General features: G+C 62.4%; 22 protein-coding genes, 1 tRNA gene and 1 pseudogene. 8 read left to right on the top strand and 16 right to left on the bottom strand.

The features are described from left to right. Positions 1-71 precede the first annotated feature (71 nt). The 6 genes from BM151_RS08380 to BM151_RS08355 form a co-directional block, all read right to left on the bottom strand. Entirely contained in the window at positions 72-1,403 is a 1,332-nt protein-coding gene (locus tag BM151_RS08380) for an NAD(P)/FAD-dependent oxidoreductase (RefSeq protein ID WP_090059950.1), read from the bottom strand. A gap of 1 nt (position 1,404) precedes the next feature. Next, complete coding sequence (locus tag BM151_RS08375; protein ID WP_090059948.1) at positions 1,405-2,118, bottom strand: SDR family NAD(P)-dependent oxidoreductase; 714 nt, start codon at positions 2,116-2,118, stop codon at positions 1,405-1,407. Beyond that, positions 2,115-2,651: a MarR family winged helix-turn-helix transcriptional regulator gene (locus tag BM151_RS08370; protein ID WP_218151346.1), complete on the bottom strand. Its 537-nt coding sequence runs from the start codon at positions 2,649-2,651 to the stop codon at positions 2,115-2,117. Before BM151_RS08370 ends, BM151_RS08375 begins: the two co-directional genes overlap by 4 nt. 216 nt (positions 2,652-2,867) lie before the next feature. Further along, positions 2,868-4,508: an ABC transporter ATP-binding protein gene (locus BM151_RS08365; protein ID WP_090059946.1), complete on the bottom strand. Its 1,641-nt coding sequence runs from the start codon at positions 4,506-4,508 to the stop codon at positions 2,868-2,870. Positions 4,509-4,823: 315 nt separating this feature from the next. Further along, positions 4,824-4,897, bottom strand: a tRNA-Cys gene (locus BM151_RS08360). Positions 4,898-5,190: 293 nt separating this feature from the next. Continuing rightward, positions 5,191-5,826, bottom strand: coding sequence for a sulfotransferase family protein (locus BM151_RS08355; protein ID WP_177213068.1), 636 nt, complete (start codon positions 5,824-5,826; stop codon positions 5,191-5,193). Positions 5,827-6,339: 513 nt separating this feature from the next. On the opposite strand from BM151_RS08355, the gene BM151_RS08350 reads away from it, so the two are divergent. From BM151_RS08350 to BM151_RS08340, 3 genes are all read left to right on the top strand, one after another. After that, a complete protein-coding gene (locus BM151_RS08350) occupies positions 6,340-6,993 on the top strand; it encodes a protein-L-isoaspartate O-methyltransferase family protein (protein WP_090059942.1) in 654 nt (217 codons plus the stop codon). A 64-nt stretch (positions 6,994-7,057) separates the two neighbouring features. After that, positions 7,058-8,455, top strand: a complete 1,398-nt coding sequence (locus BM151_RS08345; RefSeq protein ID WP_090059940.1) for a TolC family outer membrane protein — start codon at positions 7,058-7,060, stop codon at positions 8,453-8,455. Positions 8,456-8,660: 205 nt separating this feature from the next. After that, on the top strand, positions 8,661-10,004 hold the full coding sequence (locus BM151_RS08340; protein ID WP_090059938.1) for a hypothetical protein: 1,344 nt from the start codon (positions 8,661-8,663) through the stop codon (positions 10,002-10,004). Between the two features lie 145 nt (positions 10,005-10,149). On the opposite strand, the gene BM151_RS08335 is transcribed toward BM151_RS08340, so the two are convergent. The 3 genes from BM151_RS08335 to BM151_RS08325 form a co-directional block, all read right to left on the bottom strand. Then, complete coding sequence (locus tag BM151_RS08335; RefSeq protein ID WP_090059936.1) at positions 10,150-11,601, bottom strand: cobyric acid synthase; 1,452 nt, start codon at positions 11,599-11,601, stop codon at positions 10,150-10,152. A gap of 76 nt (positions 11,602-11,677) precedes the next feature. Further along, the gene (locus BM151_RS08330) at positions 11,678-12,178 is read right to left on the bottom strand and encodes a cupin domain-containing protein (protein WP_090059934.1); all 501 of its coding nucleotides are present in this window, start codon (positions 12,176-12,178) and stop codon (positions 11,678-11,680) included. Between the two features lie 106 nt (positions 12,179-12,284). Further along, a complete protein-coding gene (locus BM151_RS08325; RefSeq protein WP_090059933.1) occupies positions 12,285-12,605 on the bottom strand; it encodes a DUF6280 family protein in 321 nt (106 codons plus the stop codon). Between the two features lie 280 nt (positions 12,606-12,885). Here BM151_RS08325 and efp point away from each other — a divergent pair, with 280 nt between their 5' ends. Next, positions 12,886-13,449, top strand: coding sequence for an elongation factor P (gene efp / locus BM151_RS08320; RefSeq protein WP_090059931.1), 564 nt, complete (start codon positions 12,886-12,888; stop codon positions 13,447-13,449). Positions 13,450-13,628: 179 nt separating this feature from the next. Beyond that, positions 13,629-13,940, top strand: a complete 312-nt coding sequence (locus BM151_RS08315) for a hypothetical protein (protein WP_090059929.1) — start codon at positions 13,629-13,631, stop codon at positions 13,938-13,940. 9 nt (positions 13,941-13,949) lie between these two features. Here BM151_RS08315 and BM151_RS08310 read toward each other — a convergent pair whose 3' ends face one another. The 3 genes from BM151_RS08310 to ygfZ form a co-directional block, all read right to left on the bottom strand. Next, complete coding sequence (locus BM151_RS08310; protein WP_090059927.1) at positions 13,950-14,756, bottom strand: fructosamine kinase family protein; 807 nt, start codon at positions 14,754-14,756, stop codon at positions 13,950-13,952. A gap of 29 nt (positions 14,757-14,785) precedes the next feature. Beyond that, a complete protein-coding gene (locus BM151_RS08305; RefSeq protein ID WP_090059925.1) occupies positions 14,786-15,625 on the bottom strand; it encodes a 3-oxoadipate:acetyl-CoA acetyltransferase in 840 nt (279 codons plus the stop codon). A 187-nt stretch (positions 15,626-15,812) separates the two neighbouring features. Beyond that, positions 15,813-16,550 (bottom strand): CAF17-like 4Fe-4S cluster assembly/insertion protein YgfZ, encoded by a 738-nt coding sequence (gene ygfZ, locus BM151_RS08300; RefSeq protein ID WP_090059923.1) that lies wholly within the window; start codon positions 16,548-16,550, stop codon positions 15,813-15,815. Positions 16,551-16,628: 78 nt separating this feature from the next. Between ygfZ and BM151_RS08295 the strand changes: the two are divergent. After that, a pseudogene (locus BM151_RS08295) lies at positions 16,629-17,246 on the top strand (glycosyltransferase); the annotation flags it as partial. Here the strand turns inward: BM151_RS08295 and BM151_RS08290 are convergent. Next, entirely contained in the window at positions 17,173-19,134 is a 1,962-nt protein-coding gene (locus BM151_RS08290) for an ABC transporter ATP-binding protein (RefSeq protein ID WP_425429536.1), read from the bottom strand. The pseudogene BM151_RS08295 and the gene BM151_RS08290 overlap by 74 nt on opposite strands. Next, positions 19,131-19,820: a phosphatase domain-containing protein gene (locus BM151_RS08285; RefSeq protein ID WP_177213067.1), complete on the bottom strand. Its 690-nt coding sequence runs from the start codon at positions 19,818-19,820 to the stop codon at positions 19,131-19,133. The genes BM151_RS08290 and BM151_RS08285 overlap by 4 nt, the downstream gene beginning before the upstream one ends. 215 nt (positions 19,821-20,035) lie before the next feature. Between BM151_RS08285 and BM151_RS08280 the strand changes: the two genes are divergently transcribed. Further along, the gene (locus BM151_RS08280; RefSeq protein WP_090059916.1) at positions 20,036-21,235 is read left to right on the top strand and encodes a pyridoxal-phosphate-dependent aminotransferase family protein; all 1,200 of its coding nucleotides are present in this window, start codon (positions 20,036-20,038) and stop codon (positions 21,233-21,235) included. Between the two features lie 315 nt (positions 21,236-21,550). Here BM151_RS08280 and BM151_RS08275 read toward each other — a convergent pair whose 3' ends face one another. Beyond that, a complete protein-coding gene (locus tag BM151_RS08275) occupies positions 21,551-22,660 on the bottom strand; it encodes a pyridoxal phosphate-dependent aminotransferase (RefSeq protein ID WP_090059914.1) in 1,110 nt (369 codons plus the stop codon). Positions 22,661-22,763: 103 nt separating this feature from the next. Here BM151_RS08275 and BM151_RS08270 point away from each other — a divergent pair, with 103 nt between their 5' ends. Then, positions 22,764-23,552: a crotonase/enoyl-CoA hydratase family protein gene (locus BM151_RS08270; protein ID WP_090059912.1), complete on the top strand. Its 789-nt coding sequence runs from the start codon at positions 22,764-22,766 to the stop codon at positions 23,550-23,552. A gap of 168 nt (positions 23,553-23,720) precedes the next feature. Here the strand turns inward: BM151_RS08270 and BM151_RS08265 are convergent, their stop codons facing one another. Next, positions 23,721-24,050 (bottom strand): CBU_0592 family membrane protein, encoded by a 330-nt coding sequence (locus BM151_RS08265; protein ID WP_090059910.1) that lies wholly within the window; start codon positions 24,048-24,050, stop codon positions 23,721-23,723. Positions 24,051-24,244: the final 194 nt, after the last annotated feature.

Genomic DNA, 24,244 nt, shown 5'->3' with positions numbered 1-24,244 from the left:
GAGGAGGAGCAGCACGCGCTTGCGTTTCGCGTACCGCCATTTGCGGCGCCCGAGGGGAGGGCGCGGACGCATCAGAACCCGCTGATGATCTCGATTTTCGAACCATCGCTGAAACGGGTGAAGCGGAAGGGGCTCGGGTCGACGAGCGGCGCGCGCCCGGCGACCAGATCGGCCGCGAGACGGCCCGCCGCCGGCCCGATGCCAAAGCCGTGCCCGGAAAACCCGGTGGCAATGTAGAAGCCGGGGATTTGCTCCACCGGCGAGATCACCGGGATCGCATCCGGGGTCACATCGATCGCCCCGGCCCAGCGCTGGGCGATCTCGGCTTTCTCGAATGCGGGGAAGGCTTTGCGCAGATTGTCCAGGGCCTTGTCCTGCAGCGAGAAAGCCGGTTTCGGATCGAGCACGCGGTTGTATTCGAACGGGCTCGCCTCATCGAGACGCCATTTGTTGGGCAGGCGCGCCTCGTCATAGAACCGCCCGCCAAAGCGCAGCATCAGCGATTTCCATTCCGCGCCCAGAGCCGGGAGGAACTCACGCATATAGCGGAAACTGTCGGGTACGATGTCGACGATGTTGCGGAACCCGTCGGCGATCGTATAGCCGCCGTCCTGACGTTTGCGGATCGAGAAACCTTCCGACCAGATCGCGTGTTCCGGCCCGCCTTCGAGCGGCTTGGTGCGAATGACCGAATTCTTCACCTTGAGCTGCGGCAGGCGCAGCCCGGTGTTGCGGGCAAACAGGCTCGACCAGGCGCCGCCCGCGAGCAGCACCTGTTCACAGGCGATCTCGCCGCGTTCCGTGACCACGCCGGAGACCTTGCCGCCCGAGGTCTCGATGCCGCGCACGGCACATTCGGTGAGGATATGCGCGCCCCGCTCGCGCGCCGCTTCGGCCAGTGCCGGCGCGGCCTTTTGCGGCTCGGCGCGACCGTCCTCGGCCGTATAGAGCGCGCCTTTGATCTCCATCTTCGAGCCCGGCGTCATCTCGTGGAACTCTTCCGGGGAGAGCATCCGGCTGTCGAACTGATAGTCCTTCAGGTGCTCGAGCCAGCGTTCGTGCTCCGCGTATTCGCGGTCCGAAGCACAGGCAAAGGCGATGCCGGCGCGTTTGTAGCCCAGGTCCCTCCCGGTACGCTCCGCCAGGCCCGGCCAGATCCGCAGCGCTTCGGCCATCAGCGGAATCTCGCGCGGGTCGCGCCGGGTGATCCGCACCCAGCCCCAGTTGCGGCTCGATTGCTCGTGGCCGATGCCGCCTTTCTCGCACAGCGCGACGCTTAGCCCCTGATCGGCCAGCTCGAGTGCCGCCGATGTGCCGATGATGCCGCCGCCGATGATCACTACATCGACTTTCTTCGGCAGGTCCAGATCGCCATGGACGGGGACAACAAAGGGGCCGGGCATGTCAGAAGCTCTCCTCGAGTTGGCAATTGACGCAGAATTCCGCGGTGCTCGCCTCATTGGGCAGCTCGATCAGCATTTCGATCACCCTGGCGAGGTCCTTAGGATCGGTCATTGCCGTGGCGGCACGGTCGGTCAGTGCCATGGCCATGTCGGTGGCGACAAAGCCGGGGCAGACGGCGGTGGCGCGGATACCTGCCTCGAACCCCGTGTGGCGCAGCGCATGCGCCAGACCGACGGCGGCGAATTTCGAAACGGAATAGGCGCCGGAGCGAGCGGATTTGATCCGCTTGCCCGACAGCGAGCCGAGGATGATCACCCGGCCCTTGCCGGAGGCGCCGAGCGCGTCCCAACAGGCGGCGGCGAGACGGCGCGGGCCCTGGACGTTGATCTCCAAGAGCTGGGCCATTTCATCGTCTTCGATTTCGATGACGGTTTTCGGGATCATGATGCCGGCATTGGCGACGAGCGCATCAATGCGGTCAAAACGGGCCATGGCCCCGGCGGCCCAGATCGTCGCACTCTCGGGATCAGCGGCGTCATAGGGAGCGAGGTGAATGCGCTCTTCGGCGCCGGCGATGCCTTTGGCCCAGTCGGGAAAGGCGGGATTGCGCATCCCCAGAGAGAGCGACCATCCGGCCTCGAACAGGCGCTGGGCGGTGGCGGCACCGATGCCTCGGTTGGCACCGGAAATCAGGGCGATACGCGTCTCGGTCATTCGAGTTTCTTTCTCATGTTCAGATAGGTGCGTTTGAGGATGCGCATGAATTGCACGCGGTCCTCGGGGGCGATGAAGTCGAAGAATTCCTCTTCCTGGGCACGGATGATCTCGCGCACCTCTTCGGCGAGCGCGTGGCCCTTGTCGGTGATGTGAAGCGCCTGGGCGCGCTGATCTTCGGCATCGGCCTCGCGGCGGATGTCGCCGGCCTTGACGAGATTGTCGAGGATGCGGCCGGTGGCCGGGCGGTCGCGCATCAGCACCTCGGCGATCTGCGACGGGCGGATGCCCGGGTAGTCATCGACCAGCAAAAGCGCGGTGATCTTGCCCTTGCCCTTGGCGACATCGAGATGCGCGGTGCGGCGGTCGAGATCCCGCGACACCACCGAATCGAGCGAGCGGATATACCAGCTGAACGCGCCATCGAGCACGTCGATATGCAGGCCGGCGAGGGTGATCGGCTGATCTTCCTCGGGCCTGTCTGAGCCGGTGTTCTGCGCTGTGCTGGCGGTCATCGGAGTGCGGTTCTTCATTGTCATCTTTCCTTCATGGTTCGGGGCGCATCACCGTGGCGCAAGATTTAAGTTGTGAAACACAACTAAGAAGTTGTGAAAAACAACTACTGCCTGTTTTTCATTCATTCGCGATGTGGGAAATGCGGGCAATGGCCACAGGTTGCGCAAAATCCGGGCAAAAAGAAGGGGCCGCCGAAGCCGCCCCTGCCATGTCTAGATGTCATGAGAGCGCGCCTAGGCCGCGGAAGCACCGGGAATCGCCGCGATCAGAGAGCGGGTATATTCGTGCTGTGGGGTCTGGAAAATCTGTGACGGCGGGCCGTATTCGACCATCTTGCCACGATGCATGACGATGATCTCATCGCTGATCTGGCTCGCCACCCGCAGGTCATGGGTGATGAAGACCATGGCCAGCTTGCGCTCGCGCCGGATCTTGTCGAGCAATTCGAGCACCTGGGCCTGAATCGAAACATCGAGGGCGGAGACCGCCTCATCGGCGACGATCACCTCCGGATCGAACATCAGCGCCCGGGCGATGCCGACCCTTTGCCGCTGGCCGCCGGAGAATTCATGCGGGTAGCGGTCAAAGGCCGAAGGGTCCAACCCGACCAGTTCCAGAAGCTCCTCGGCGCGTTTGCGGGCATCCTCGCGGGTCAGGAGACTATGGGCGATCGGCCCGACGGTCAGCGCCTGACCGATGGTGAAACGCGGGTTGAGCGAGGCATAGGGGTCTTGAAAGATCATCTGGATGCGGGGGCGGAGCGGGCGGAAATTTTCCTCGTCGAGCGCCAGCGTGTTTTCGCCCTGAAACCGGATCTCGCCACTGTCAGCGGGGATCAGTTTCATCAGCACCTTGCCCATGGAGGATTTGCCGGAGCCGCTCTCGCCGACGATGCCGATGGTCTCGCCCTTGTGCAGGGTGAAGCTGATGTCATCCACCGCTTTCACCTCGCGCATACGGCCGAGAAAGCCGCTGCGGGTGCGATAGGTCTTGTGCAGGTTCTCTACCTTCAGGGCGACGGGCCGGGTTTCGGCACGGGCGCGATCCACCTCGCGCATGGTGGGCACGGCGGCAATCAGCTTTTGCGTATAGGGATGCGCGGGGGCGTCGAGCACCTGTCGCGCCGGGCCCTGTTCCACCAGATGGCCTTTTTCCATCACGATCACCCGATCGGCGATCTCGGCCACCACGCCGAAATCATGGGTGATGAACATGACGCTCATGCCCTTGCGCTGCTGGATGCGGGCGATCAGATCGAGGATCTGCGCCTGTGTCGTCACGTCGAGCGCGGTGGTCGGCTCGTCGGCGATCAGGATGTCCGGGTCGAGCGCCAGTGCCATGGCGATCATCACCCGCTGTCTCTGGCCGCCCGACAGACGGAACGGGTATTGATGCTGGATCAGCAGCGGATCGGGCAGGCCGACCTCGGTCAGCATCTCGACGACCTTCTCGGTGCGGCTTTCCTTGGTGCCGATATTGTGCGTGTCGAGCACTTCGCGGATCTGATCGCCGATACTCATCAGCGGATTGAGCGCCGAAAGCGGGTCCTGAAATATGATCGAGACGGCGCGGCCACGCAGCTTGCGCAGCTCGCTTTCGGGCAGATCGAGCAGGGAGCGGCCCTGAAATTCGATGCTGCCCCGCGCGATGGTCATGACATCGGGCAAAAGCCCCATGACGGTATTGGCGGTGACCGATTTGCCGGAGCCGCTCTCGCCGATGATACAGAGGATTTCGCCGGGCATCAGATCGAAGCTGATATCCTGCACCGCATAGGGGCGGTCGTGATTGCCGGGCAGGGCGACGGAAAGATCGCGCACCGATAGGACGGGCGTGGTCGAGACGGGCGTGGCGCCCGTTGTGCTGTCAGTCATAAGTTTTCTCATTGTTTGTCATTATTATGCCGCTTCAGGAAGCGGGGCCGGGCGATGAGAGGCAATGCGCGAGCGGCGATCTCCGGCGGCAGGACCCTGTCTGGCGCAAGATTGAGCGCTGCTCCGTGAAGAATGCACGGATTCTACGCGGAATCGCTGCAAGCCGGGGGGGAGTAGAATTGGGGCGAACAGGGGAACTGTGCGAGACCGTTCGCGCAAGCAGGACGAAACAGGCGCAGGCCACAGCGATCTCACCGTCTCGATAAGACGGAAAAACACCGTCGCGATACTGGGGATATGGGATATGGAGGATAGTGGAGGCGAGTACCGGAATCGAACCGGTGTACACGGATTTGCAATCCGCTGCGTCACCACTCCGCCAACTCGCCGCCGATGTGGTATTGCAGGCGTTTAGATGACTCGCGCGGGAAGCGCAAGGGCTTCTGCCACGCATTCACGTTTTGGTTTTCCCGTTCTCGCCCGCGTTTCTGTCGCGCTTGGGTGTTGACCCCCGGAGGGGACGGCATGTCATGCCCGACCGCGCCCCACGGATGGGCATTATCCTGTCTCAGATGCGCTTGGGGCGTCATCATAAGTGGCCCCCTCGGTGATGTCCCGGCGAACGAAGGCCCTCTTTGAGTTGCGGCTTCGACAGGTCGCGGAGGGAGCGTCGTTTCCGCTATCATCGTGGGCGAAAAGTTGCCTGCCAGCGCGCTTCCGTGCGGCGACAAATTAGCGATACGCTTGCCTTTTCTTTCCAGTTTAGCTGTGTTTTCTGTCCCGTCACACTTTCGCCCACCACTCCAGGGACACGCACACGCGTTTCATCCTTCATTTTTTCAAGACATGGCTGCAAGTTGTTTTCGTTTAGTCCAAGCCAAGTAAAAATTTCTGATCCCACCTGTTCTGTGCCTGACATGAAGTCGTGGAAATCAATCGGCATGACACTCGGGTTGTTGTGGTTTTTGATCAGAACTTCCGTGGCAGTTTTCCATCGGTGACACGCCGCGCCCCAAGTTCCGGAATCTTGTATGAATGTTCGTGTTGCAACCTTCCAAGACAGCATGCAGCTGAAGGGTTCTCTGTGGGTGATTAAAAAGCGAGCGTTTTTAAAAAGATTTCGGATCCGGTCCATATGCTCAATATGGGTTGGTGTTTTCTCCAGAATAAAAGGAGCTTTTCCGTCAAGGCGCTGAAACCTCTCCATAACTTCAGTATCTGAGAGTGGGCGTGTAAAGATGCCGCTTTCGTAGGTGGGTTTTCCCACCGATGTGCCCATTGCGTCGGCATCCGCAAGCAATACCTCTGGAGAATTCATCAGCATTCTTGTTAGGGCTGTCGTCCCCGAACGCGGAGGGCCCATAATGAAAATGTATCTACTTTCTAACATGTTAGGTAACTCCCTCAGAGATCCGATCAATGAATGCGGATAGGATATTTGTCCGCCATGTCTTACGTGAAAATACGCGCATATGCCAAACGTAATGCTGGCGGCAAGATGCGGGGCCAAAAATCTGTGCGAGAACGCATTTTTGTTTGCTGGAAAATGTGCGGCTTACTGAAGCTTGGGGGCTCGGTTTGATATGAGTTGCCCAGTTTGAATGTTGCCCAGAGCCAACCGGGGTCTGCATGGCAGGGCCGGGTCCACATGTGCCTGATGGCGTGTCATATTTTCTTGTGAGGCTGTTGCTGCGCGCAATTGCGCGGCGCGGTCAATATTTCCCTGCTCTTGCGTAGGTTTCCGGATTTTGCAGATGCATTGACATGTTGCCCATGGCGAAGGCTTGTGGCAAAACACCCGGGAACACCCTTGAACGAAAGAGTTCAGCACATGCCCGATTTCACCCAGCTCCGCACCACCATGGTTGACACGCAGGTTCGTCCTTCCGATGTGACCAAATTCCCGATCATCGAGGCCATGCTCACCGTCCCGCGCGAGAATTTCGTGCCGGATGCGAAACGCGCAGGCGCCTATGTCGGCGAACATGTCGAGCTGGGCAACGGCCGCGTGGTGCTCGACCCGCGGGTTCTGGCGAAAATGCTCGATGCGGTGAATATCCAGGATGACGAGCTGGTGCTCGATCTGGGCTGTGGCCTTGGCTACTCCTCCGCGGTAATGGCGCGGATGGCGCAGACCGTGATCGCGGTCGAGGAAGACGAGGCGCTGGCCAAGGAGGCCGCCGCCGCGCTGTCCGCTGCCGAAGCCGACAATGTGGTGATCGAGACCGGTGTGATCGCCAAAGGCGCGCCGCAGCACGGTCCCTATGATGTCGTGATCCTGCAAGGGGGTGTTGAAGAAATGCCCGAGGGTATTCTGTCACAAGTGAAGGAAAATGGTCGCATCTGTGCTATTTTCCTCGACGGAGCCCTTGGCATTGTGCGTATTGGGTACAAGATTGACGGTGAGATTTCCTGGCGCATGGCGTTCAACGCCACGGCGCCCGTGCTGCCGGGGTTTGAAAAACGCGCGGAATTCGCGCTCTGATGCAGAACGCGCGATAGGCCGGGACGGCCCCGGCGTTCGAAGATAACAAAGGGGCATGAGGCCAATGAGCAAGAGCAAAAAAATCAACCGAACCCTTCTCGCCGGTGTTGCGGCGCTGGGGATGATGGCGGGGCCGCTGGGCGCCTGGGCGGAAACGCTCGGCGATGCGCTGGCCTCGGCCTACAAGAATTCGGGTCTTCTGGAACAGAACCGCGCCACGCTGCGCGCCGCCGACGAAGGTGTCGCCTCGGCGCTGTCGGCTTTGCGTCCGAGCCTGAGTTACAACTACTCGCTCGGGACCGAAAACTCGCCGCAAACGGGGAACACCTGGAGCGACTGGTCGGATACGCTCAGCTTCATTGCTTCGATGGATATCTACACTTTCGGGCGCAACAAGCTGTCCGTCGATGTGCAAAAAGAGGTGGTTCTGGCCACCCGTGCCGGGTTGGTGAATGTCGAGCAGACGGTTCTCGCCAGCGCCGTCGACGCCTATCAGGGCGTGCGCGAGGCCCAGGCTCTGGTCAACCTGCGCGACAGTGCCGTACGTCTGAACCAGCAGAACCTGCGTGCCGCTCAGGACCGGTTCGAAGTTGGCGAGATCACCCGCACCGAAGTGGCGCAATATGAGGCGCAGCTGGCCTCGGTCCGGGCTGCTCTGGCCTCTGCCCGTGGCACGCTCTCGGCGGCCCGCGAGACCTACAAGGTCGCGATTGGCCATTATCCGAATTCGCTGTCGAGCCCGCCCAATATCACCCTGCCGGCGAAGTCGCTGGAATCGGCGGTGACCATCGCCAAGCGGTCTCACCCGGGGATCATCGGTCTGCAGCATCAGGCGGCGGCTCAGGATCTGGCAGTCGAGATCGCTGAACGCAACATGCTGCCCACCGTCTCAGGTACGGTGCAGGAACAATTCGGTGACGCGTTCGACACCGGCACCGACGGCACCAGCTTCGGGCTGAGTGTCTCCGGACCGATCTATGCCGGCGGTTCGATTTCCTCGGCCGTGCGCGAAACCATCGCCAATCGCGATGCCGCCCGTGCCGAGCTGTTGCAAACCACCCGTGAGGTGGAGCAGGGCGTGCGCACCAACTGGGCGATGCTCTCGGTCTATGCTGCGTCCGAGCAGGCCTCGAACGCCTATGTGCAGGCACAGCGCGTTGCCTATAACGGCGTGAAGGAAGAGGCCGATCTCGGTGCCTCCACCACGCTCGACGTGCTGAGTGCCGAACAGGATCTTCTCGATGCGCAGGTCTCCGCCATTCAGGCCCGGATCGCCCGCGAGACGCAATCCTATTCCGTGCTGCAATCGCTGGGCATGCTGACGGTCGAGAGCCTGAAGCTCAACGTGCCGGTTTACGATCCGGCGGCCTATTACGACGCGGTGAAAAACGCGCCGACCCGGTATGTCAGCCCGCAGGGCGAAAAACTCGACCGGGTGCTCGAAGGCCTGTTGAAGAAATAAGCGACCGCTTACAGGATTGAGGAAGCCCCGCGCAGATTGCGCGGGGTTTTCGTTTTGGCGGGCTCTTTGATATGAGCCTGTATACGCGCTGAAATTCCAGACGAATCTCAGGCTGCGCGCGAGAGCTGAAATCGAAAGCCACAAACAGCTTATTGTGTGCAAAGGCGAAGCTGGCTACCATCAGAGGTAGTGTGAGGGAGTCGGTATGTCTGATCCGATGACAAATATTGATACGGACGATGTGCTTGCCTCGATCCGCAGGCTCGTTGCCGAGACTCATGGTCAGACCGACCCGGGGCACGCTGCGGCAATGCGCCAGGCGCGTCGGGAACAGACTCCCGCCGAAAATCGCTCCATGCCCCGCCCCGATGTGCTCGCCCTGTTGCAAGAGGCGATGACCGGGTCGAAAGAGATCACCCCCGAAACCACTCCTGAACAAGCCTCCGATATGGCCCAGCAGCACAGCGTTCAAGTGGAAGCTCTGGGGCAGGAGAAGGACGCGCCGGCCGAGGCGCTGGTCCTGACACCGAATTTCCGTGTGGTCCAGCCGGGCTCTCCGAAGCGCGATGGGCCCGAGCGCGACGGCCCTGCCGAAGCTGCCGCATCTCAGGCGAAGCCGGGGCGCGCGACAGCCGAGCCGGAGCGGGCCATGCCGCTGGTCCTGTCGCCGGAACTGGTCGTGCATCTGCCAGAGACGGACCTGGCGGAGACCGGAGCCGGCAGCGCACCGGCTGCTGAGACGCCGGCGGAGACACCGTTCGAGCTTGGCGCCGAGCTGCGGGCCGACGGGCCGCAAGAGGTTGCCGCCGCGCCAACGGATGGCTGGAACCCGGAGCTCGATGACACGCCTGCCGAAGAGGCGGCGGCCCATGCCGCGCGGCTGACGCTGGAACAGCGGATCGCCGAGTTGGAAGCGGCGGTTGGAGCGCAGGGCATGACAGATTGGGAGCCCGACGGGTCCGAGGATCTCGAGGCCGAGATCCCGCGCGCAATGCCACGCGCCTTTACCGAAACCGGAGCGCGGGTGCTCCATTTCCGCACCCGGGACGAGAGTGAGGCCGCGATGACCCAGGATGCCGATGACAGCGCTGGTGACAGAAAGGATCACATCGACGATGCCGAGGTGATCGAGGAGATTCCGGCACAGGCGGCCGAGCCCGCGACAGAGCAGTCAGATGCGCTCGGGGCCGTGGCCGTTGACGATCCTGCCTCCGAGACGGATGAGATCCCGGGGGCCGAAGAGATTGCCGACGCGGAACTGGCTGATCTGGAAGAACAGGCCTTCTCGGAAGCGTATAGCGAGACGGTCGAGGATCTCGGTGCCGAGGCCGAAGTGGCGCATGATCCCGACCCCAGTCTCGAGGAAGAGCTGGCGCTGGCCGGCTATGCCGACGAGGACATCATGGACGAGGACGCGCTGCGCGATCTGGTGGCGCAGGTGATCCGTGAGGAATTGCAGGGCGAGCTGGGCGAGCGCATCACCCGCAATCTCCGCCGTCTGGTGCGCCGCGAAGTGCAGCGCGCGCTCACCCTGCGCGAGTTCGAATAAGGTCATTGATTGTCCGTTTTGCGGGTGGAGGGGACATTGGCCTCTCTGTCGCTGAGCCGTGACCAGCCCGCCGGGACGGGCAGGCGCAGGCGCGGCGGTCTTCGGCCTTGTCCCGCGCCCAGAAGGCCAATGTCCCCCAAAGGGCTCAAACCGTTCCCGCCAGCTCATAGAGCCGGTCGAGATCGAGATGCGCCTCGATATGATCTGCCAGCGCGTCCAGCGTGGCCTCGACCGTGCTGTCAAAATTCATCCCCGTCCCGACGGCCCCGAAGCGGTTGAGATAGGCCTGGCGAAACGCGTCCGAGGCGAACAGCCCATGCAGGTAGCAGCCCATGACGCGGCCCGTCTCCGAGGCGGCGCCCTCGGGCCGGCCCTGAACCTCGAGCCAGGCCCGTGCCGTATCCGGCCCCTCGCTGCGGCCGATATGGATCTCGTAGGCGGTGAGTGAGGCCTCGGAAGCGAGATCTCTCGCGGTGACATTGGCGAGCCGTTTTTCCGGCGTCATCACCGTGTCAATCTCGAGAAGCCCCAGACCCTCATGCCGTCCGGCGGCGCCCTCGATCCCCTCCGGGTCCGCAATGCTGCGCCCGAGCATCTGATAGCCGCCGCAAATCCCCAGCACATGACCGCCGCGCCGCACATGCGCCATGAGATCGATGTCCCAGCCCTGCGTCCGGAAAAAGGCGAGATCGGCAATGGTGGATTTCGTACCGGGGATCAGCACGAGATCGGCGTCACCGGGCAGGGGCGTGCCCGGGGGCACCATCTCGACCGAGACTTCCGGTTCGGCGGCCAACGGGTCGAGATCGTCGAAATTGGCGATGCGCGAGAGCATCGGCACGGCCACCTTGATCCGCCCGTCACCTTTGGAGCGGATTTCGACCGCGTCTTCGGCGGGCAGGAGATGCGCGTCCCGGAACCACGGCAAAGTGCCGAGATCGGCCCAGCCGGTGCGCGTGGCGATCTCGCGGGTGCCCTCGGCAAAGAGCCGGACATCGCCCCGGAACTTGTTGACGAGAAAGGCTTTGATCCGGTCGCGATCCGCCGCGTCGAGCACCGTATGGGTGCCGACGATCTGGGCGATGACACCGCCACGGTCGATATCGCCCGCCAGAACCACCGGGATGTTCGCGGCCTCGGCAAAGCCCATATTGGCAATGTCGCCGGCGCGCAGATTGGTTTCCGCCGGGCTGCCGGCGCCCTCGATCACCACCAGATCGGCGGTTTCGGCAAGACGATGAAAGCTCTCCAGAACTTTCGGCAGCAGGTTGGGCTTTTCGCGCCCGTAGTCAAAGGCCCTGAGCGTGCCGACGCGATGGCCTTGCACCACCACCTGCGCGCCGGTATCGCTTTCGGGTTTCAGCAGAACCGGGTTCATATCGGTATGAGGCGCACGGTGGCAGGCACGGGCCTGAAGCGCCTGTGCCCGACCGATCTCGCCGCCATCCTCGGTGACGGCGGCATTGTTCGACATGTTCTGGGGCTTGAAGGGTGCGACCCTGAGACCGCGCCGGGCGAAGGCACGACAGATGCCGGCGACCAGCATGGATTTCCCGACATTGGAACCGGTGCCCTGAATCATGATCGCCTTGGTCATCTGCCTCTCCTTTGCCCTTTGACTATGTCACGGGCACGGGAGAGGGAAGGGGGATCAGGCCTCGCTCAGTCTTCGCTCAGTCTTCCCCCGGGCCACGGCGGCGGATGTCCTCGTAAGGCGTGCCATCGAGGTGATGGTAGAAATTCGCGCTGGCCGTATCGGCCATCAGGTCAAGCCCGGGATAGAAGGCACGTTCGCCGTCCTTGCGCGAGCCGACTTCGAGCACCACGACATCGCTCTCGGTGTCGTTGCGCAGGCAATGGCCGATCTCTTCACCGGCCTTGAACCCGGCGCAGTCACCGGGAGCGAGCCGCTCTTCGCTGTCGCCGTAGACCAGTGTCGGATGGCCAGCCAGGATATAGACGAATTCATCCTCTTTCTCATGCCAATGCGGCAGGGCAGAGGCGCAGCCGGGCGGCAATGTGGTCATGTTGACCCCGAATTGCGTCAGCCCCGCCTGATCGCCGAGGGCGCGTTTCACCCGGTCGCGGGTGCCCGTGTGATGCGGCGGCGGATAAAGCGTACCGGTCTTCGCGGGGATGGCGGAGATGTCGATCTTTTTCGTCCTACTCGTCATGGCCGGGGTCCTTGCTCCTGTGTGCGTTGACCACAGCATGCCCAAAAACGAAAAGACGCGCCAGCGAGCAGCATGGCGCGTCTTGTTCAATAATCGGCAACGGGGGTTACGCGGCTTCGGCAGCCTCTTGTGCGTGACGGCGTTCGCTTTCCTCGCGCGACAGCGCCACAGAGGTGCGGATGCCTTTGGAAACGAATTCCATCAGACCGGAGACGACGCGCTCACACGGGTCGATCCCGGCACAGGACAGAACTTCACGACCATCGCGGGAGCGTGCCCAGCGTGCGATCTGTTCCGGACCATTGCCATATTTTTTGTCATCGGCGATCGCATCATCGAGCGCAGCCAACACAACAGCCGCAAACAGCTTGCGGGCGCGTGTTCCTTGCTCATAGTTGAATGCGGTGCCGTCCACGAACTCAGCCATGGGTCTTCCTTATATTATTGCTCTTGTCTTTCTGGCGTGCGGCGCTTTATGGCACCTTTGTGACGATTCGGATACAGCGCAAATGCATAGCACTTATGCGTTTCGCGAATGCCTTTCGGCGCTAACATCTGCCTCGTCTCCAATCGGGTGCCTGCCCTCAGTTGTGTGCCCCGCCGTCCCCGGTGCTGATCGGGGCGGTGTCGAGCGCCTTGCCAGTTTGCGACTGTCCAGATATAGGGTGCGCTGATCTTTCTTCAACCAATCGCCACGGTTTAGTGACATGCCCAAAATCAACGGTAACGAAATCCGCCCCGGCAACGTGCTGGAACATGACGGGGGCCTTTGGGCCGCTGTGAAAGTCGACCATGTGAAACCCGGTAAAGGCGGTGCCTTTGCTCAGGTCGAACTCAAGAACTTGCGTGACGGGCGCAAGCTCAACGAACGGTTCCGCTCCGCCGACAAGGTCGAGCGCGTGCGTCTCGAACAAAAGGACATGCAGTTTCTCTATGAGAGCGACGGCCTTTTGAACATCATGGACACCGAGACCTATGATCAGGTCACGATCCCGGCCGACATTCTGGGCGAGCGTCGCCCCTTCCTGCAGGATGGCATGACCATCGTCGTCGAATTCTACGAGGAAGAGGCGCTCAACGCGACCCTGCCGCAGAAAGTGACCTGCAAGATCGTCGAGACCGAGCCGGTCGTCAAAGGCCAGACCGCCGCGAACTCGTTCAAGCCGGCGATCCTCGACAATGGCGTGCGCGTCATGGTGCCGCCTTTCGTGGGCACCGACGAGGAGATCGTCGTCAACACCGAGACCATGGAATATTCGGAACGCGCCTGAGGCGCGACGGCGTATTCGGAATGCGTCCGCGTCCGCGTGCTCTGACCGGACCATAATTTGTGCAAAGGCGGCCCCTCGGGTCGCCTTTTCTCGTTCCGGAGGAGGGGGCGTGGCGCCAGATCAAGGTAAATATCCGGAAGCTCGGGAACACTCGACTCATCTGAGATGAGGAGGATGTCATGACCGCAATCACCGAAGCCACTCACAAATTGACCTACACGCTGACCGCGATCGATGAGGACACCGGTCGCGGCCTGCGCGCCCGGATCGACAGCGATACCGAGATCACCATATTGCTCGCCGACGATGATGAAGAGGTGGCGCGTGTCATCATCGGCCCCGACAAGGTGCCGGAGCTGACCATACTCGACCCGACCCTGCGCACCCCCGAAGATGCCGGGAAATGCCTTTTGGAATGCGCACGCGGTTGCAAGGGCAATACGCTCTGTGTCGCCGGATGCGCGCTGGAATGCGCCACCATCATTATTTGAAGATGCGCGTCAGGCGATGAGCGCGTCCGAGAGACAGCGCTCCACCATCCCGCGATAGCCGGCGCCGAACAGCCTGAGATGCACCAGTGCCGGAAATAGCTGATAGAGGCCCATCCGGCTTTGCCATCCCGTGGCAGGGGCGCCATAGCCGTCCCAAAACGCCGGTGCCGGTGTGCCGAAGAGATGCAGCATCGCCAGATCGACCTCGCCATCACCGTGGTAACAGGCCAGGTCGATGAAATAGCCGCCCGAACTGTCACCTGGCGCGCTGGAAAAATGCAGGTTTCCAGACCAGAGGTCGCCGTGCAAAAGCCCGGTGGCGCGGGCCGGCAAAAGATCGGGCAGGCGGGTGCAGAGCTGTTCGATCTGTGATGCGAGATCGGGAAAGGTCCTGGCGAAGGGCAGGAGCCGTCGCTCGGCCCAGAACAGGGGCCAGTCGGAGGTGGGGCGATTGTCGAGCCGGACCGCGCCAAAGGCGTAATCCTCGGTCCAACCCGATGCGGCGCCCTCCAGATCGTGCATCTGACGGAGCGCCCGGCCCAGGGCGCGCCAGCCCTCGGGCGTGGCCGGGGCCTCTGGCAGGTCTTGCATGATCAGGAGCGTGTCGGTTGCCTGCAGGACGCGAGGTACGGGGGCGCCCGCCGCGGCCAGAGCTTCGAGCATGCGGGCCTCGATGCCCACCTGCGGGCCGGACTTGGCAACGAGCGTTCCGTCAGCGGTTTCAAGACGAAAGACCTCAGAGAGATCCCCGCCCTGCAGCCGGGTCAGGCGCCGTATGTCCAGTCCGAGTTCCTGGAGTCGGGTCGTGAGATCCATGCCTCTCTCAGTCTTTTCGGTCGCGGGTCTCAGCCAGAGCGCAGCCCGAGGATTTTGCGGGCTTGCGTTGGTGTGGCGATTGGCCGGCCATAGCGTTGGGCGGCATTGACGGCCAGCTCTACAAGCGCGGCGTTGGACGGCGCGAGCGTCGATTTATCGAGCCGGATATTGTCCTCGAGCCCGGTGCGCAGATGCCCGCCCGCCGCCGCCGCCCAGTCATTTAATTCGAGCTGATGCCGACCGATGCCGGCCGCACACCAGGGCGTATCCTCGCCAAACAGGTGCTTCACCGTCTCGACATAGAAATCGAAGACGCGCTTGTCGGCGGGCATGGCGTTTTTCACCCCCATGACGAATTGCACATAGGGCCGCGCGCCGATCTCTCCGGCGTCGACCATCTGTTTCGCCTTGTAGATATGCGAGAGATCAAAGGCCTCAATCTCCGGCTTCACGCCATAGGTCTTCATCTCCGAGGCCAGCCAGTCGACGAGATCCGGCGGGTTCTCATAGACCCGGGTCGGGAAATTGTTCGAGCCGACCGACAGGGACGCCATCGGCGGGCGCAGCGTCAGCATGCCGCCACGCGCCTTGCCGGCGCCGGAGCGGCCACCGGTGGAGAGCTGGACGATCATCCCCGGGCAATGGGTCTGAATGCCCTCCATCAGCCGCGAGAAACGCACCACGTCCGAGGTCGGCTTGCCCTCGTCGTCGCGCACATGGCAATGCGCGATCGAGGCGCCGGCCTCATAGGCCGCATGCGTGCTCTCAACCTGTTCGGCGATGCTGATCGGCACGGCGGGGTTGTCGGCCTTGGTCGGCAGCGAGCCGGTAATGGCCACACAAATGATACAAGGGGTTTTCTCAGTCATCGGCCATCCTCCGTTGCCTTGCTCGCGCGCGCCTGGCCTTTTGTTCCCGCATGTGCCTCACATGCATGTGCAATGTTAACCAATTCGCCCGGGCATCATGCCCGGACAGAAGAAGTTTGCAAAGACAAGAGTTTCGGGCGGGTTAAGGCGACCTCTATCTCGATGGGATAGGAGCGGGACTGTTGCTTCAAACCGTGATTTTCGCGGCCCCGGCGCTGAGCGGACCGGTGGCGCGATCAAAGCGCAGATAGGCGATGGCCTGGCCGCCCGATTGGGTGAACAGCGTGCCGGCGGTCTTGTCGGTCTCGGTTTTGATCTCCGTGCCCACGGGGGCGGCGCCCTCGATCGACACGGTTCTGAGCCCCTTGCGCAGCTCGGTCTTGTGATGCATCCGCGCGGTGACCTCCTGGCCGACATAGCAGCCTTTCTTGAAATCCACACCATTGAGCCGGGGGAATCCGGCCTCGAGGATGAATGTGTCTGGGGTCAGTTCGATGCCGAATTCGGGAATGCATTCGGCGACCCGGATCGCGTCCCAGTCGACCTCTTCCGAAGGCCGTCCGTCATAGGCGCGCCAGCCCATCTTGGGCGCCCGCGGATCGGCAAAGGCGCCCTCGGGCGCCGCCGGTCCCGGACCGCGCGACACGTGTCGCTCCGTCGGTGTCAGCGTCACTTTCGAGCGCAGCTTGTACATGGTGAGGCGTTTCAGGAGCGCCTCCGCCTCGCTGGCGGGCACGTCCATGAGGATCACATCCCCCTCGGGGATCAGGAAGAAATCGACGATGAACTTGCCCTGCGGCGTCAGCAGCGCGGCATAGAGTGCCCCCGTCTCGAGCCTCTTCACATCATTGGTGATCAGCCCTTGCAGGAAGTGCATCCGGTCTTCGCCTGATATTTCGATCACAGTGCGTGCGGTCTCGGTCATAGGTCTCTTTCCCCTTTTGGCCCCCTTCATATAGGAAGGGGGAAAGACTTGAGAAGCTGCAACCTTGCCGGACCCCCTATGCGCGCGCCGATTTCCGTCATCATCCCGACCCTGAATGTCACGCCGAAGCTGCGCGACACCTTGCTTTCCCTGATGGAAGGGCTCGACGCCGGGCTGGTGCGCGAGCTGATCCTTTCCGATGGCGGCTCCTCCGACGGGGTCGAGAAGATGGCCGATTTCGTCGGTGCCGAACTGGTGATCGGTGAGGCGGGCCGCGGCGGCCAGCTCAAACGCGGTGCCGAGGCGGCCGAGGGCGATTGGCTGATGTTTCTCCATGCCGACACCTGGCTGCCCGAGGGCTGGGCGGAAGAAACCGTGCAGCATCTGGCGAAAGCCTATGACAAGGCGATGGTCTATTCGCTGTCATTTCACGACGCAGAAGGACTCGGGCCGCGTGTCACCGCCGGCTGGGCCAATCTTCGGACAAAATGGTTTGGCCTTCCCTATGGCGATCAGGCCCTGCTGATCTCGCGCGAGCTTTACGACGAGATCGGCGGTTTCTCCGAGCTGCCGCTGATGGAAGATGTGGAGATCGCCGGGCGGCTCAAGGGTCGGATCAAACTCAGTCCTTTGCGCGTCCGAACAGACCCATCACGTTACCAAACATCCGGCTGGTGGCGGCAAGGAGCCCGGAACCTTTTCCGTCTTCTCCGGTATCGCCTTGGCGCGGACCCGATACGGCTCGCCCGGCGCTACCGTCACTGACGGTCTTGCCCTCGGAATATTGCAGCCGGTAGAGATCGGCATAGAGCCCGCCCCGCGCCAGCAATTCGTCGTGAGTGCCCTCATCGACCACCCGGCCCTTGTCCATCACCACGATCTTGTCGGCATTGCGGATGGTTGAAAGCCGGTGTGCGATCACCAGAGAGGTGCGGCCTTCGGACAGCTTCTCGAGCGCCTCCTGCACGATCTTCTCACTCTGTGCATCGAGCGCCGAGGTGGCCTCGTCGAGCAAAAGCACCGGCCGGTCGCGCAGCACCGCGCGGGCAATGGCGACGCGTTGGCGCTGACCGCCCGAAAGTCCCGAGCCGCGCGGCCCCACCGGCGTGTCGAGCCCGTGATCGAGCTTCAACGCGAATTCGCTGACATGGGCAGCATCGAGCGCCTTTTTCAGTTTCGCCTCATCGGCCTCGGCCCCCATCACCACATTGTCGCGCAGGCTTTCATCGAACAAAAGCGCGTCTTGCGACACCACGGAATACAGCCCGCGCAATTGCACGAGATCCATCTTGGTCGTCGGCACACCACCGATGGTGATCTGACCGTTCACCGGGTCGGCCAGCCGGGTCATCAGGTGAAACAGCGTCGATTTGCCGGCCCCCGAGGCGCCGACCAGCGCCGTGGTCTTGCCGGCTTCGGCGGTGAATGTCGTGCCGCGCAACACCGGCGCATCGGCATAGGCAAAGGCGACATTCTCGAACCGGATATCGGCGCGATCGGCGGTGACGGGCAGGGCGGCGGGCTTCTTAGGTGTGGTGATGCTCGGACGCTCGTCGAAAATCGCATGCAGCCGCTCAAGCGAGGCGCGTGCCGCCTGCCAGGCGCCGGAGACATTGCCGAGGCGACGCAGAGGTTCGAAGACCAGCGCCATGGCGGTGAAAAACGACATGAATTCACCAACGGTCTTGGTGCCGTCGATGATCTGCTGCCCGCCATAGAGCAGCACACCGAAAAAACCCAACCCTGCGACGATATCCATCAGCGCCGGAATGCCGGCCTGACCTGCGACGGATTTGATCTGGGCGTGAACCATACCGGACATTTCATCCTGAAACCGCCCGGCCTCACGGCGTTCCGTGCCGGCGAGCTTGATCGTGGTGGCGCCGTGGAAAATCTCGTCCAGCCGGGTGGAGACCCGGGCCGAGGCTTCGCGGGCGCTGCGCGAGGTGCGGCGCACGAGGTTTTGCAACACGGTGATCGGCAGGGCCAGAAGCGGCGCACCCGCCACAGCGATCAGCGTCCAGCGCCAATCGACCGAGATGGCCACGGCCAGAAGCGACAGAAGTGAAATGACATCGCGAGCGGCCACCGAAAGCACGGTGGCCCAGACATTGGCGGCGGCGCCGCTGTCGCCGCGGGTGCGTTCGATCAGCGTGCCCGGCGGGTTGTCCTGAAAGAACCGCCCGTCGAGTGTCAGCATATGGCGCACCAGATCGCCTTGCAGCGCGGCGGAGACCAGCTGACCCACGCGCGCCATGATCACGCGCTGCCCGAAAGAGGCCAGCGCGCGCAGGGAAAACACGCCGAACACCGCCAGTGCCACCCAGAGCACGGCATCGGATTGTCCGGCGACGAGCACCTTGTCGAACATCGGTTTGATCAGATAGGACAGCGCGCCGAGCATCGCCCCTTCGAGCGACATCAGGATCAGCGCCAGGATGACAAAGCCGAGATGGTGGCGCAGGTAATCGCGCCAGAGCCAGCGGATCAGATCGCGCGAGCCTTTCTCGGGCGCCGAGATCTGCGACCGGACACCGGGTTTGGGCTCTCGGGCCGGGCTTTTCTGAGGCGTGTCGGATGTCATGGGAAAGACCGGAGTGTTTTGAACTGTCTGGCTTTTCGAATGTCGTAATCGTGTTCGAACCAGTCGCGGATCGGGATCGGGCCGCGCGCCGCCACGTCTTGTTCGTAAAGCCGCAGGATATGGTCGAGAATGCCGGTTTTGGTGCTCTTGAGATGCATGAAACGCCAGGACAGCATTTTCTTGGCCTCTTTGATCGTCGCGCCCTCACAGTGCAGAAGATAGAGCGCCGAGGCAAGACCGGCCCGGTCGGCGCCGGATTTGCAATGGATGAGAAACGGCTTTTCCAGAGACGCCAGAAGATCGATCAGCGCGACATAATCCTTGCCCGCCAAGGCGCCGCGGGCGGCCGCCTTGTTGGTGGTGATCAGGGTGATGCCATGCGCATCACAGGCCTGTTGTTCCAGCAGGTTGAAGGACACGTCCTTGTCGCCTCTGAGCGACAGGATGGTCTTGATCCCCATCCTTGCATAGCGGGCGATGCGCCTGGGCGAGGGCTGGTTCGAGCGCCAGACACCGGGGGCGATCTCATGGAGATTGGTCCAGAGCCCGCGCAGGAAGGCGTGATCGAACAGGTGGAAATGCCACATCGCCAGGTGCCGCGTGCGCGGGGTCGAGACATCGTTGCCGAACTGGCCGACCTCGGCGCGTTCAAGCTTCTTGAACCCTTTTTTCAGCGACTTGAACATACGTGCCCATTCCCAATGAAGATCGCGCCTCTTTATCGCCCTTTGCGCCATGGGGCAAGCGAGGGTCGGGAGGCGTCGGTCGGGCGGCGCAAACAGGGGGGGCTTCGGTGCGGCCACGCCATTGCATCGCCGCAGACCCGATGTGACTTTGGGAACAATTGACGCCGCGATGCTGCGGCGTTACCGCTTGGGCCTCCCAAGTTCTCGAGGTTCAGATGACACTTGCCAACGGTCGCCATTATCTTGCCATTCCCGGCCCTTCCGTGATTCCCGATCCCGTGTTGCAGGCGATGCATCGCCCGGCGCCGAACATCTACACCGGCGAGCTGGTCGATCTGACCCAGAGCCTGATCCCGGATCTCAAGACGATCGCCGGGACCGAGAGCAATGTGGCGCTCTATATCACCAATGGTCACGGGCTCTGGGAAGCGTCGCTGACCAACATGATTTCCCGTGGCGACAAGGTGCTCGTCTGCCTGACCGGCAATTTCGGCCATGGTTGGGCCGATGTCGCCCGCCGCCTTGGCGCCGATGTCGAGACGATCGAATTTGGCAAACAGGCCCCGGTCGACCCGGCGCAGCTGGAAGCAGCCCTCAAGGCCGATACAGACCACAAGATCAAGGCCGTGATGTCCGTGCATGTCGATACCGCGACCTCGGTGCGCAATGACATTGCCGCCATGCGCAAGGCGATCGACGCCGCCGGGCACCCGGCGGTTTTCGCGGTCGATTGCATCGCCTCCCTGGGCTGTGATCGGTTCGAAATGGACAATTGGGGCGTCGATGTGATGATCGCCGCCTCGCAAAAGGGCCTGATGACCCCGCCGGGCATGGGCTTTGTCTGGTTCACGGAAAAGGCCCGTCAGCTCGGCATGGGCAACGATCTGCGCACGCCCTACTGGGATTGGGAAACCCGCGCCAAGCCGGTGCATCTCTATGAATATTTCGACGGTACGCCGCCGACCCATCACCTCTATGGGCTGCGTCAGGCGGTCGATATGATCCTCGAGGAAGGGCTGGAAAATGTCTGGGCCCGGCACGAGACCCTGGCGCGCGCCTATTGGGCGGCGGTGCAGACCTGGGGGCAGGGCGGCAATCTGCGCTTCAATATCGCCGAGCCGGAATACCGGTCCCATGCGGTGACCACGCTGAACCTCGGCGGACCGGATGGCACGCGGTTGCGCAACTGGATGACCGAGCATCTCGGCATCACCCTGGGCATTTCGCTCGGTTTCGGTGAGATCGGTTCGGCGGAGGCGGATGGCTATTTCCGCATCGGCCATATGGGGCATATCAACGCCCATATGGTGCTGGGCATCATCGGCGCGATGGAGACCGCTTTTACCGCTCTGGACATCCCGCATGGTTCCGGCGCCTCGCGCGCGGCGGCTTCGCTGCTGGCCAGCCGGGTCTGAAACGCAGTATCCGCAGCTGAAATCAAACGCCCCCGGTGCGGAGCCGGGGGCGTTTTTATATCCGCTTTGCGGGACGGAACAGACGTCTGAACGAAGTGGACCTGGCGCGGAACAAGGCGAAGCCGCCGCGCCTGCGCCGGACCGTCCCGGCGGTCAGGCGCATTGCCATCCTCGCGCAACGATCTGATCTTTCTCGGATTGGGCTGGCATAAAGTGCAACGTCCAAAAGTTGCAGCGCCTGCCCAAGGTCCGGCGCACGCCCTCGTGACCAAATGTCCCCAAAGGGGCTCAGAGCCGGCCTGCGAACAGCTGCCCTTACGCCAGATCGGCCAGCGCCAGCGGCAGGCGTTCGGCGAAAATCTCCAGCTCTTCGGGCAGGCCGACGGAAACCCGGATACAGCGATCCAGCGGCGCCACGCCGGGCATGCGGACAAAGATGCCATGGCTGTCCAAAGCCGTCACCAGCGCCCGCGCATAGTCTCCGTCACGGCCACAGTCCATGGTGACGAAGTTGCTGGCCGAGGGCAGGGGCACGAACCCGTTCGATTGCGCGATTTGTGCAAGCCTGTTGCGACCCTCCGCGACCCGTTCGAGCGTCTGCGCCAGATAGGTCTGATCAGCGAGCGCCGCCAGAGCACCGGCCTGCGCCCCCCGGTTGACACCGAAATGATTGCGGATTTTGTCGAAGCTCTGCGCCACGCTGCGATGCGCGATACCATAGCCGACGCGGGCGCCAGCCATGCCGTAGGCCTTTGAAAAGGTGCGAAAACGGATGACACGCCTATCAGATGTGTCGAGCTCTGGGCGGCTGCGCGCCGGGGCGAATTCCGTATAGGCCTCGTCCAGTACCATCAGGCAACCTTCGGGCACGGCCTCGATCATCGCCTCTACGGTCTCGGCGGAATGCACAGATCCCATGGGATTGTTCGGATTGGACAAGTAAACGAGTTTGGCACCGACCTCTTGCGCCTTGGCGATGAGCGCCTCGGGGTCCTCAAAATTGCCCTTGTAAGGCACGGTATGGAGCACGCCGCCGAAGCCCGCCACATGGTAATTGAAAGTCGGATAGGACCCCGCCGAGGTGACCACCGCCTCACCGGGGTTCACATAGAGCCGCACCAGATTGCCCAACAGCCCGTCGATGCCTTCGCCGACGGTGATCTCTTCCGGGGCGATGCCATGATGGGCGGCCAGCGCCAGCCGCAGATCGCGATTCTCCGGTTCGCCATATTTCCAGACGCCCGCGAGGGCTGCCTGCATCGCGGCAAGGGCCTTGGGCGAGGGGCCGAAAGAGAGCTCATTGGCGCCAAGCCGGGCGTCGAAGGCGGCTCCGCGCAGCTCTTCCATCCGCTCGGGCGCAACGAAAGGCACGGTGGCGGGGAGCGATTGGGCAAGCGGGGTCTGGCGCGGATCATTCTGTGTCATGGCGTTTTCCTGCCGCAAGTTGCGCGCGTGCGCAAGCGCCGCTGCGTCACGGCTGACCGGATGGAGCGGGACTGCTAGCGTTGCGGCAACAGGAGGAGTTCCCATGTCAGAGACCGTCACGCTCGAGATCAAAGATCATATCGCCCATTTGACCCTCAACCGGCCGGAAAAGATGAACGCGGTCACCGAGGAGCTGATCGCCGATCTGCTCGCCGGGGTGGCGGAAATCAAGGCCTCCAGCGCGCGCGTGGTGCTGCTCGCCGGTGCAGGCAAGGCGTTTTGCGCCGGGCTCGATACGGCGAATTTCCAACGCTTCCTCTCCGAGGATCTCGACAAGCTGGTGATGGAGCGGACCCATGGCGACGGCAATGCGTTTCAGGCCTTTAGCCTGGCGCTTCATGATCTGCCGATTCCGGTGATTGCCGCGATTCAAGGTCCGTGTTTCGGCGCCGGGATGCAATTGGCGATCGCGGCCGATATCCGGGTGGCGGGGCCAGAGGCGCAGTTTTCGATCATGGAGATGAAATGGGGGCTCGTGCCGGATATGGGCGGGATGGTGCTTTTCCCACGGGTGCTGCGCTCTGACGTGCTGCGGCTTCTGACCTTCACCAATGAGGTGCTGCCTGCGGAGCGGGCGCTGGGCTTCGGGCTGGTGACCGAGCTGGCCGGCGAGGCACATGCGCGGGCGCTGCAGATCGCAGAGGCGATTGCGGGCAAGAGCCCCTCGGCGATGCAGGCGGCGAAACGGCTCATCGGCACGGCAGAAAGCAGTCACGACCGCGCCCATATCCTGATGGAGGAAAGCCGGGAGCAACGGGCGCTCATTGGCAGCAATCACCAGATGGAAAGCGTCATGGCGCAGATGCAGAAGCGGGCGGCGGTCTACGAATAAGGGAGGTGCGGCCCGGCGTTGCCGCCGCGCAAGAGCTGGGCAATCAAAACGTGGACCGGATCAAGTTTTTCGATCGATGATCGTTCTATTCTTGATCCGGTCCACGGGCAGCGGTTTCCCTGACATCAGGAACGGCCTCAGGGAGACTGGGCCTGTCAGGGGAATGGTTCATAAATCGGTTACCCCAAGAGGCTTGGGATTTCCCCCCCACTCCGCTGCGGACCGCTTTGGGGCGTTTCGGTCCTTCAGCCGCAATGTCAGCCCGTAGAGGCCGAAACTGAGAAAGCAAAGTTGCGTGATCGCCGACGCCAGATTGAAGTCGACACTCAGGCTGACCAGTATGAAGAGCGCGCCCACGATCTTGCTCAGGGAATAGGCCAGCCCTTTGCTCTCAATCCAGTGCATCTGAAGCGCGGCAAACCCGCCGACATAGATGACACTGCCCACGACACCGATTGCCCGACACAGGAGCGGCATATCAAAAACATAGAAACTCATTAAAACAGGCTCCAACACCGAACAAACAGTGTCCCGATCCTAGGGCAGGCCTGGCGATGTCACATTCCCCAGATGGGGTAGAGCCGCGAAAAAAAATCGGCCAATCACCGATTTTCTTTAGGTTTTTACATGATCTCCCGTGATTTTCAGCACCGCAAAACCGCCCGGCCGCATCAGGGCGCGGACGGGGGCGT

This window comes from Celeribacter neptunius (assembly GCF_900113955.1).
In the GTDB taxonomy this organism is placed as follows: domain Bacteria; phylum Pseudomonadota; class Alphaproteobacteria; order Rhodobacterales; family Rhodobacteraceae; genus Celeribacter; species Celeribacter neptunius.
This window is presented reverse-complemented; position numbering and strand designations above follow the sequence as displayed.

Excerpts from the sequence above, each read along its gene's own strand:
- BM151_RS08335 (WP_090059936.1), bottom strand. The coding sequence starts at position 11,601 with ATGACCAAGGCGATCATGATTCAGGGCACCGGTTCCAATGTCGGGAAA.
- BM151_RS08275 (WP_090059914.1), bottom strand. The coding sequence starts at position 22,660 with ATGACACAGAATGATCCGCGCCAGACCCCGCTTGCCCAATCGCTCCCC.
- BM151_RS08310 (WP_090059927.1), bottom strand. The coding sequence starts at position 14,756 with ATGGATCTCACGACCCGACTCCAGGAACTCGGACTGGACATACGGCGC.
- ygfZ (WP_090059923.1), bottom strand. The coding sequence starts at position 16,550 with ATGACCGAGACCGCACGCACTGTGATCGAAATATCAGGCGAAGACCGG.
- BM151_RS08325 (WP_090059933.1), bottom strand. The coding sequence starts at position 12,605 with ATGGCTGAGTTCGTGGACGGCACCGCATTCAACTATGAGCAAGGAACA.
- BM151_RS08340 (WP_090059938.1), top strand. The coding sequence starts at position 8,661 with ATGTCTGATCCGATGACAAATATTGATACGGACGATGTGCTTGCCTCG.
- BM151_RS08375 (WP_090059948.1), bottom strand. The coding sequence starts at position 2,118 with ATGACCGAGACGCGTATCGCCCTGATTTCCGGTGCCAACCGAGGCATC.
- BM151_RS08280 (WP_090059916.1), top strand. The coding sequence starts at position 20,036 with ATGACACTTGCCAACGGTCGCCATTATCTTGCCATTCCCGGCCCTTCC.
- efp (WP_090059931.1), top strand. The coding sequence starts at position 12,886 with ATGCCCAAAATCAACGGTAACGAAATCCGCCCCGGCAACGTGCTGGAA.
- BM151_RS08380 (WP_090059950.1), bottom strand. The coding sequence starts at position 1,403 with ATGCCCGGCCCCTTTGTTGTCCCCGTCCATGGCGATCTGGACCTGCCG.
- BM151_RS08305 (WP_090059925.1), bottom strand. The coding sequence starts at position 15,625 with ATGACTGAGAAAACCCCTTGTATCATTTGTGTGGCCATTACCGGCTCG.
- BM151_RS08365 (WP_090059946.1), bottom strand. The coding sequence starts at position 4,508 with ATGACTGACAGCACAACGGGCGCCACGCCCGTCTCGACCACGCCCGTC.
- BM151_RS08265 (WP_090059910.1), bottom strand. The coding sequence starts at position 24,050 with ATGAGTTTCTATGTTTTTGATATGCCGCTCCTGTGTCGGGCAATCGGT.
- BM151_RS08370 (WP_218151346.1), bottom strand. The coding sequence starts at position 2,651 with ATGAAGAACCGCACTCCGATGACCGCCAGCACAGCGCAGAACACCGGC.
- BM151_RS08285 (WP_177213067.1), bottom strand. The coding sequence starts at position 19,820 with ATGTTCAAGTCGCTGAAAAAAGGGTTCAAGAAGCTTGAACGCGCCGAG.
- BM151_RS08315 (WP_090059929.1), top strand. The coding sequence starts at position 13,629 with ATGACCGCAATCACCGAAGCCACTCACAAATTGACCTACACGCTGACC.
- BM151_RS08330 (WP_090059934.1), bottom strand. The coding sequence starts at position 12,178 with ATGACGAGTAGGACGAAAAAGATCGACATCTCCGCCATCCCCGCGAAG.
- BM151_RS08345 (WP_090059940.1), top strand. The coding sequence starts at position 7,058 with ATGAGCAAGAGCAAAAAAATCAACCGAACCCTTCTCGCCGGTGTTGCG.
- BM151_RS08270 (WP_090059912.1), top strand. The coding sequence starts at position 22,764 with ATGTCAGAGACCGTCACGCTCGAGATCAAAGATCATATCGCCCATTTG.
- BM151_RS08350 (WP_090059942.1), top strand. The coding sequence starts at position 6,340 with ATGCCCGATTTCACCCAGCTCCGCACCACCATGGTTGACACGCAGGTT.
- BM151_RS08355 (WP_177213068.1), bottom strand. The coding sequence starts at position 5,826 with ATGAATTCTCCAGAGGTATTGCTTGCGGATGCCGACGCAATGGGCACA.
- BM151_RS08290 (WP_425429536.1), bottom strand. The coding sequence starts at position 19,134 with ATGACATCCGACACGCCTCAGAAAAGCCCGGCCCGAGAGCCCAAACCC.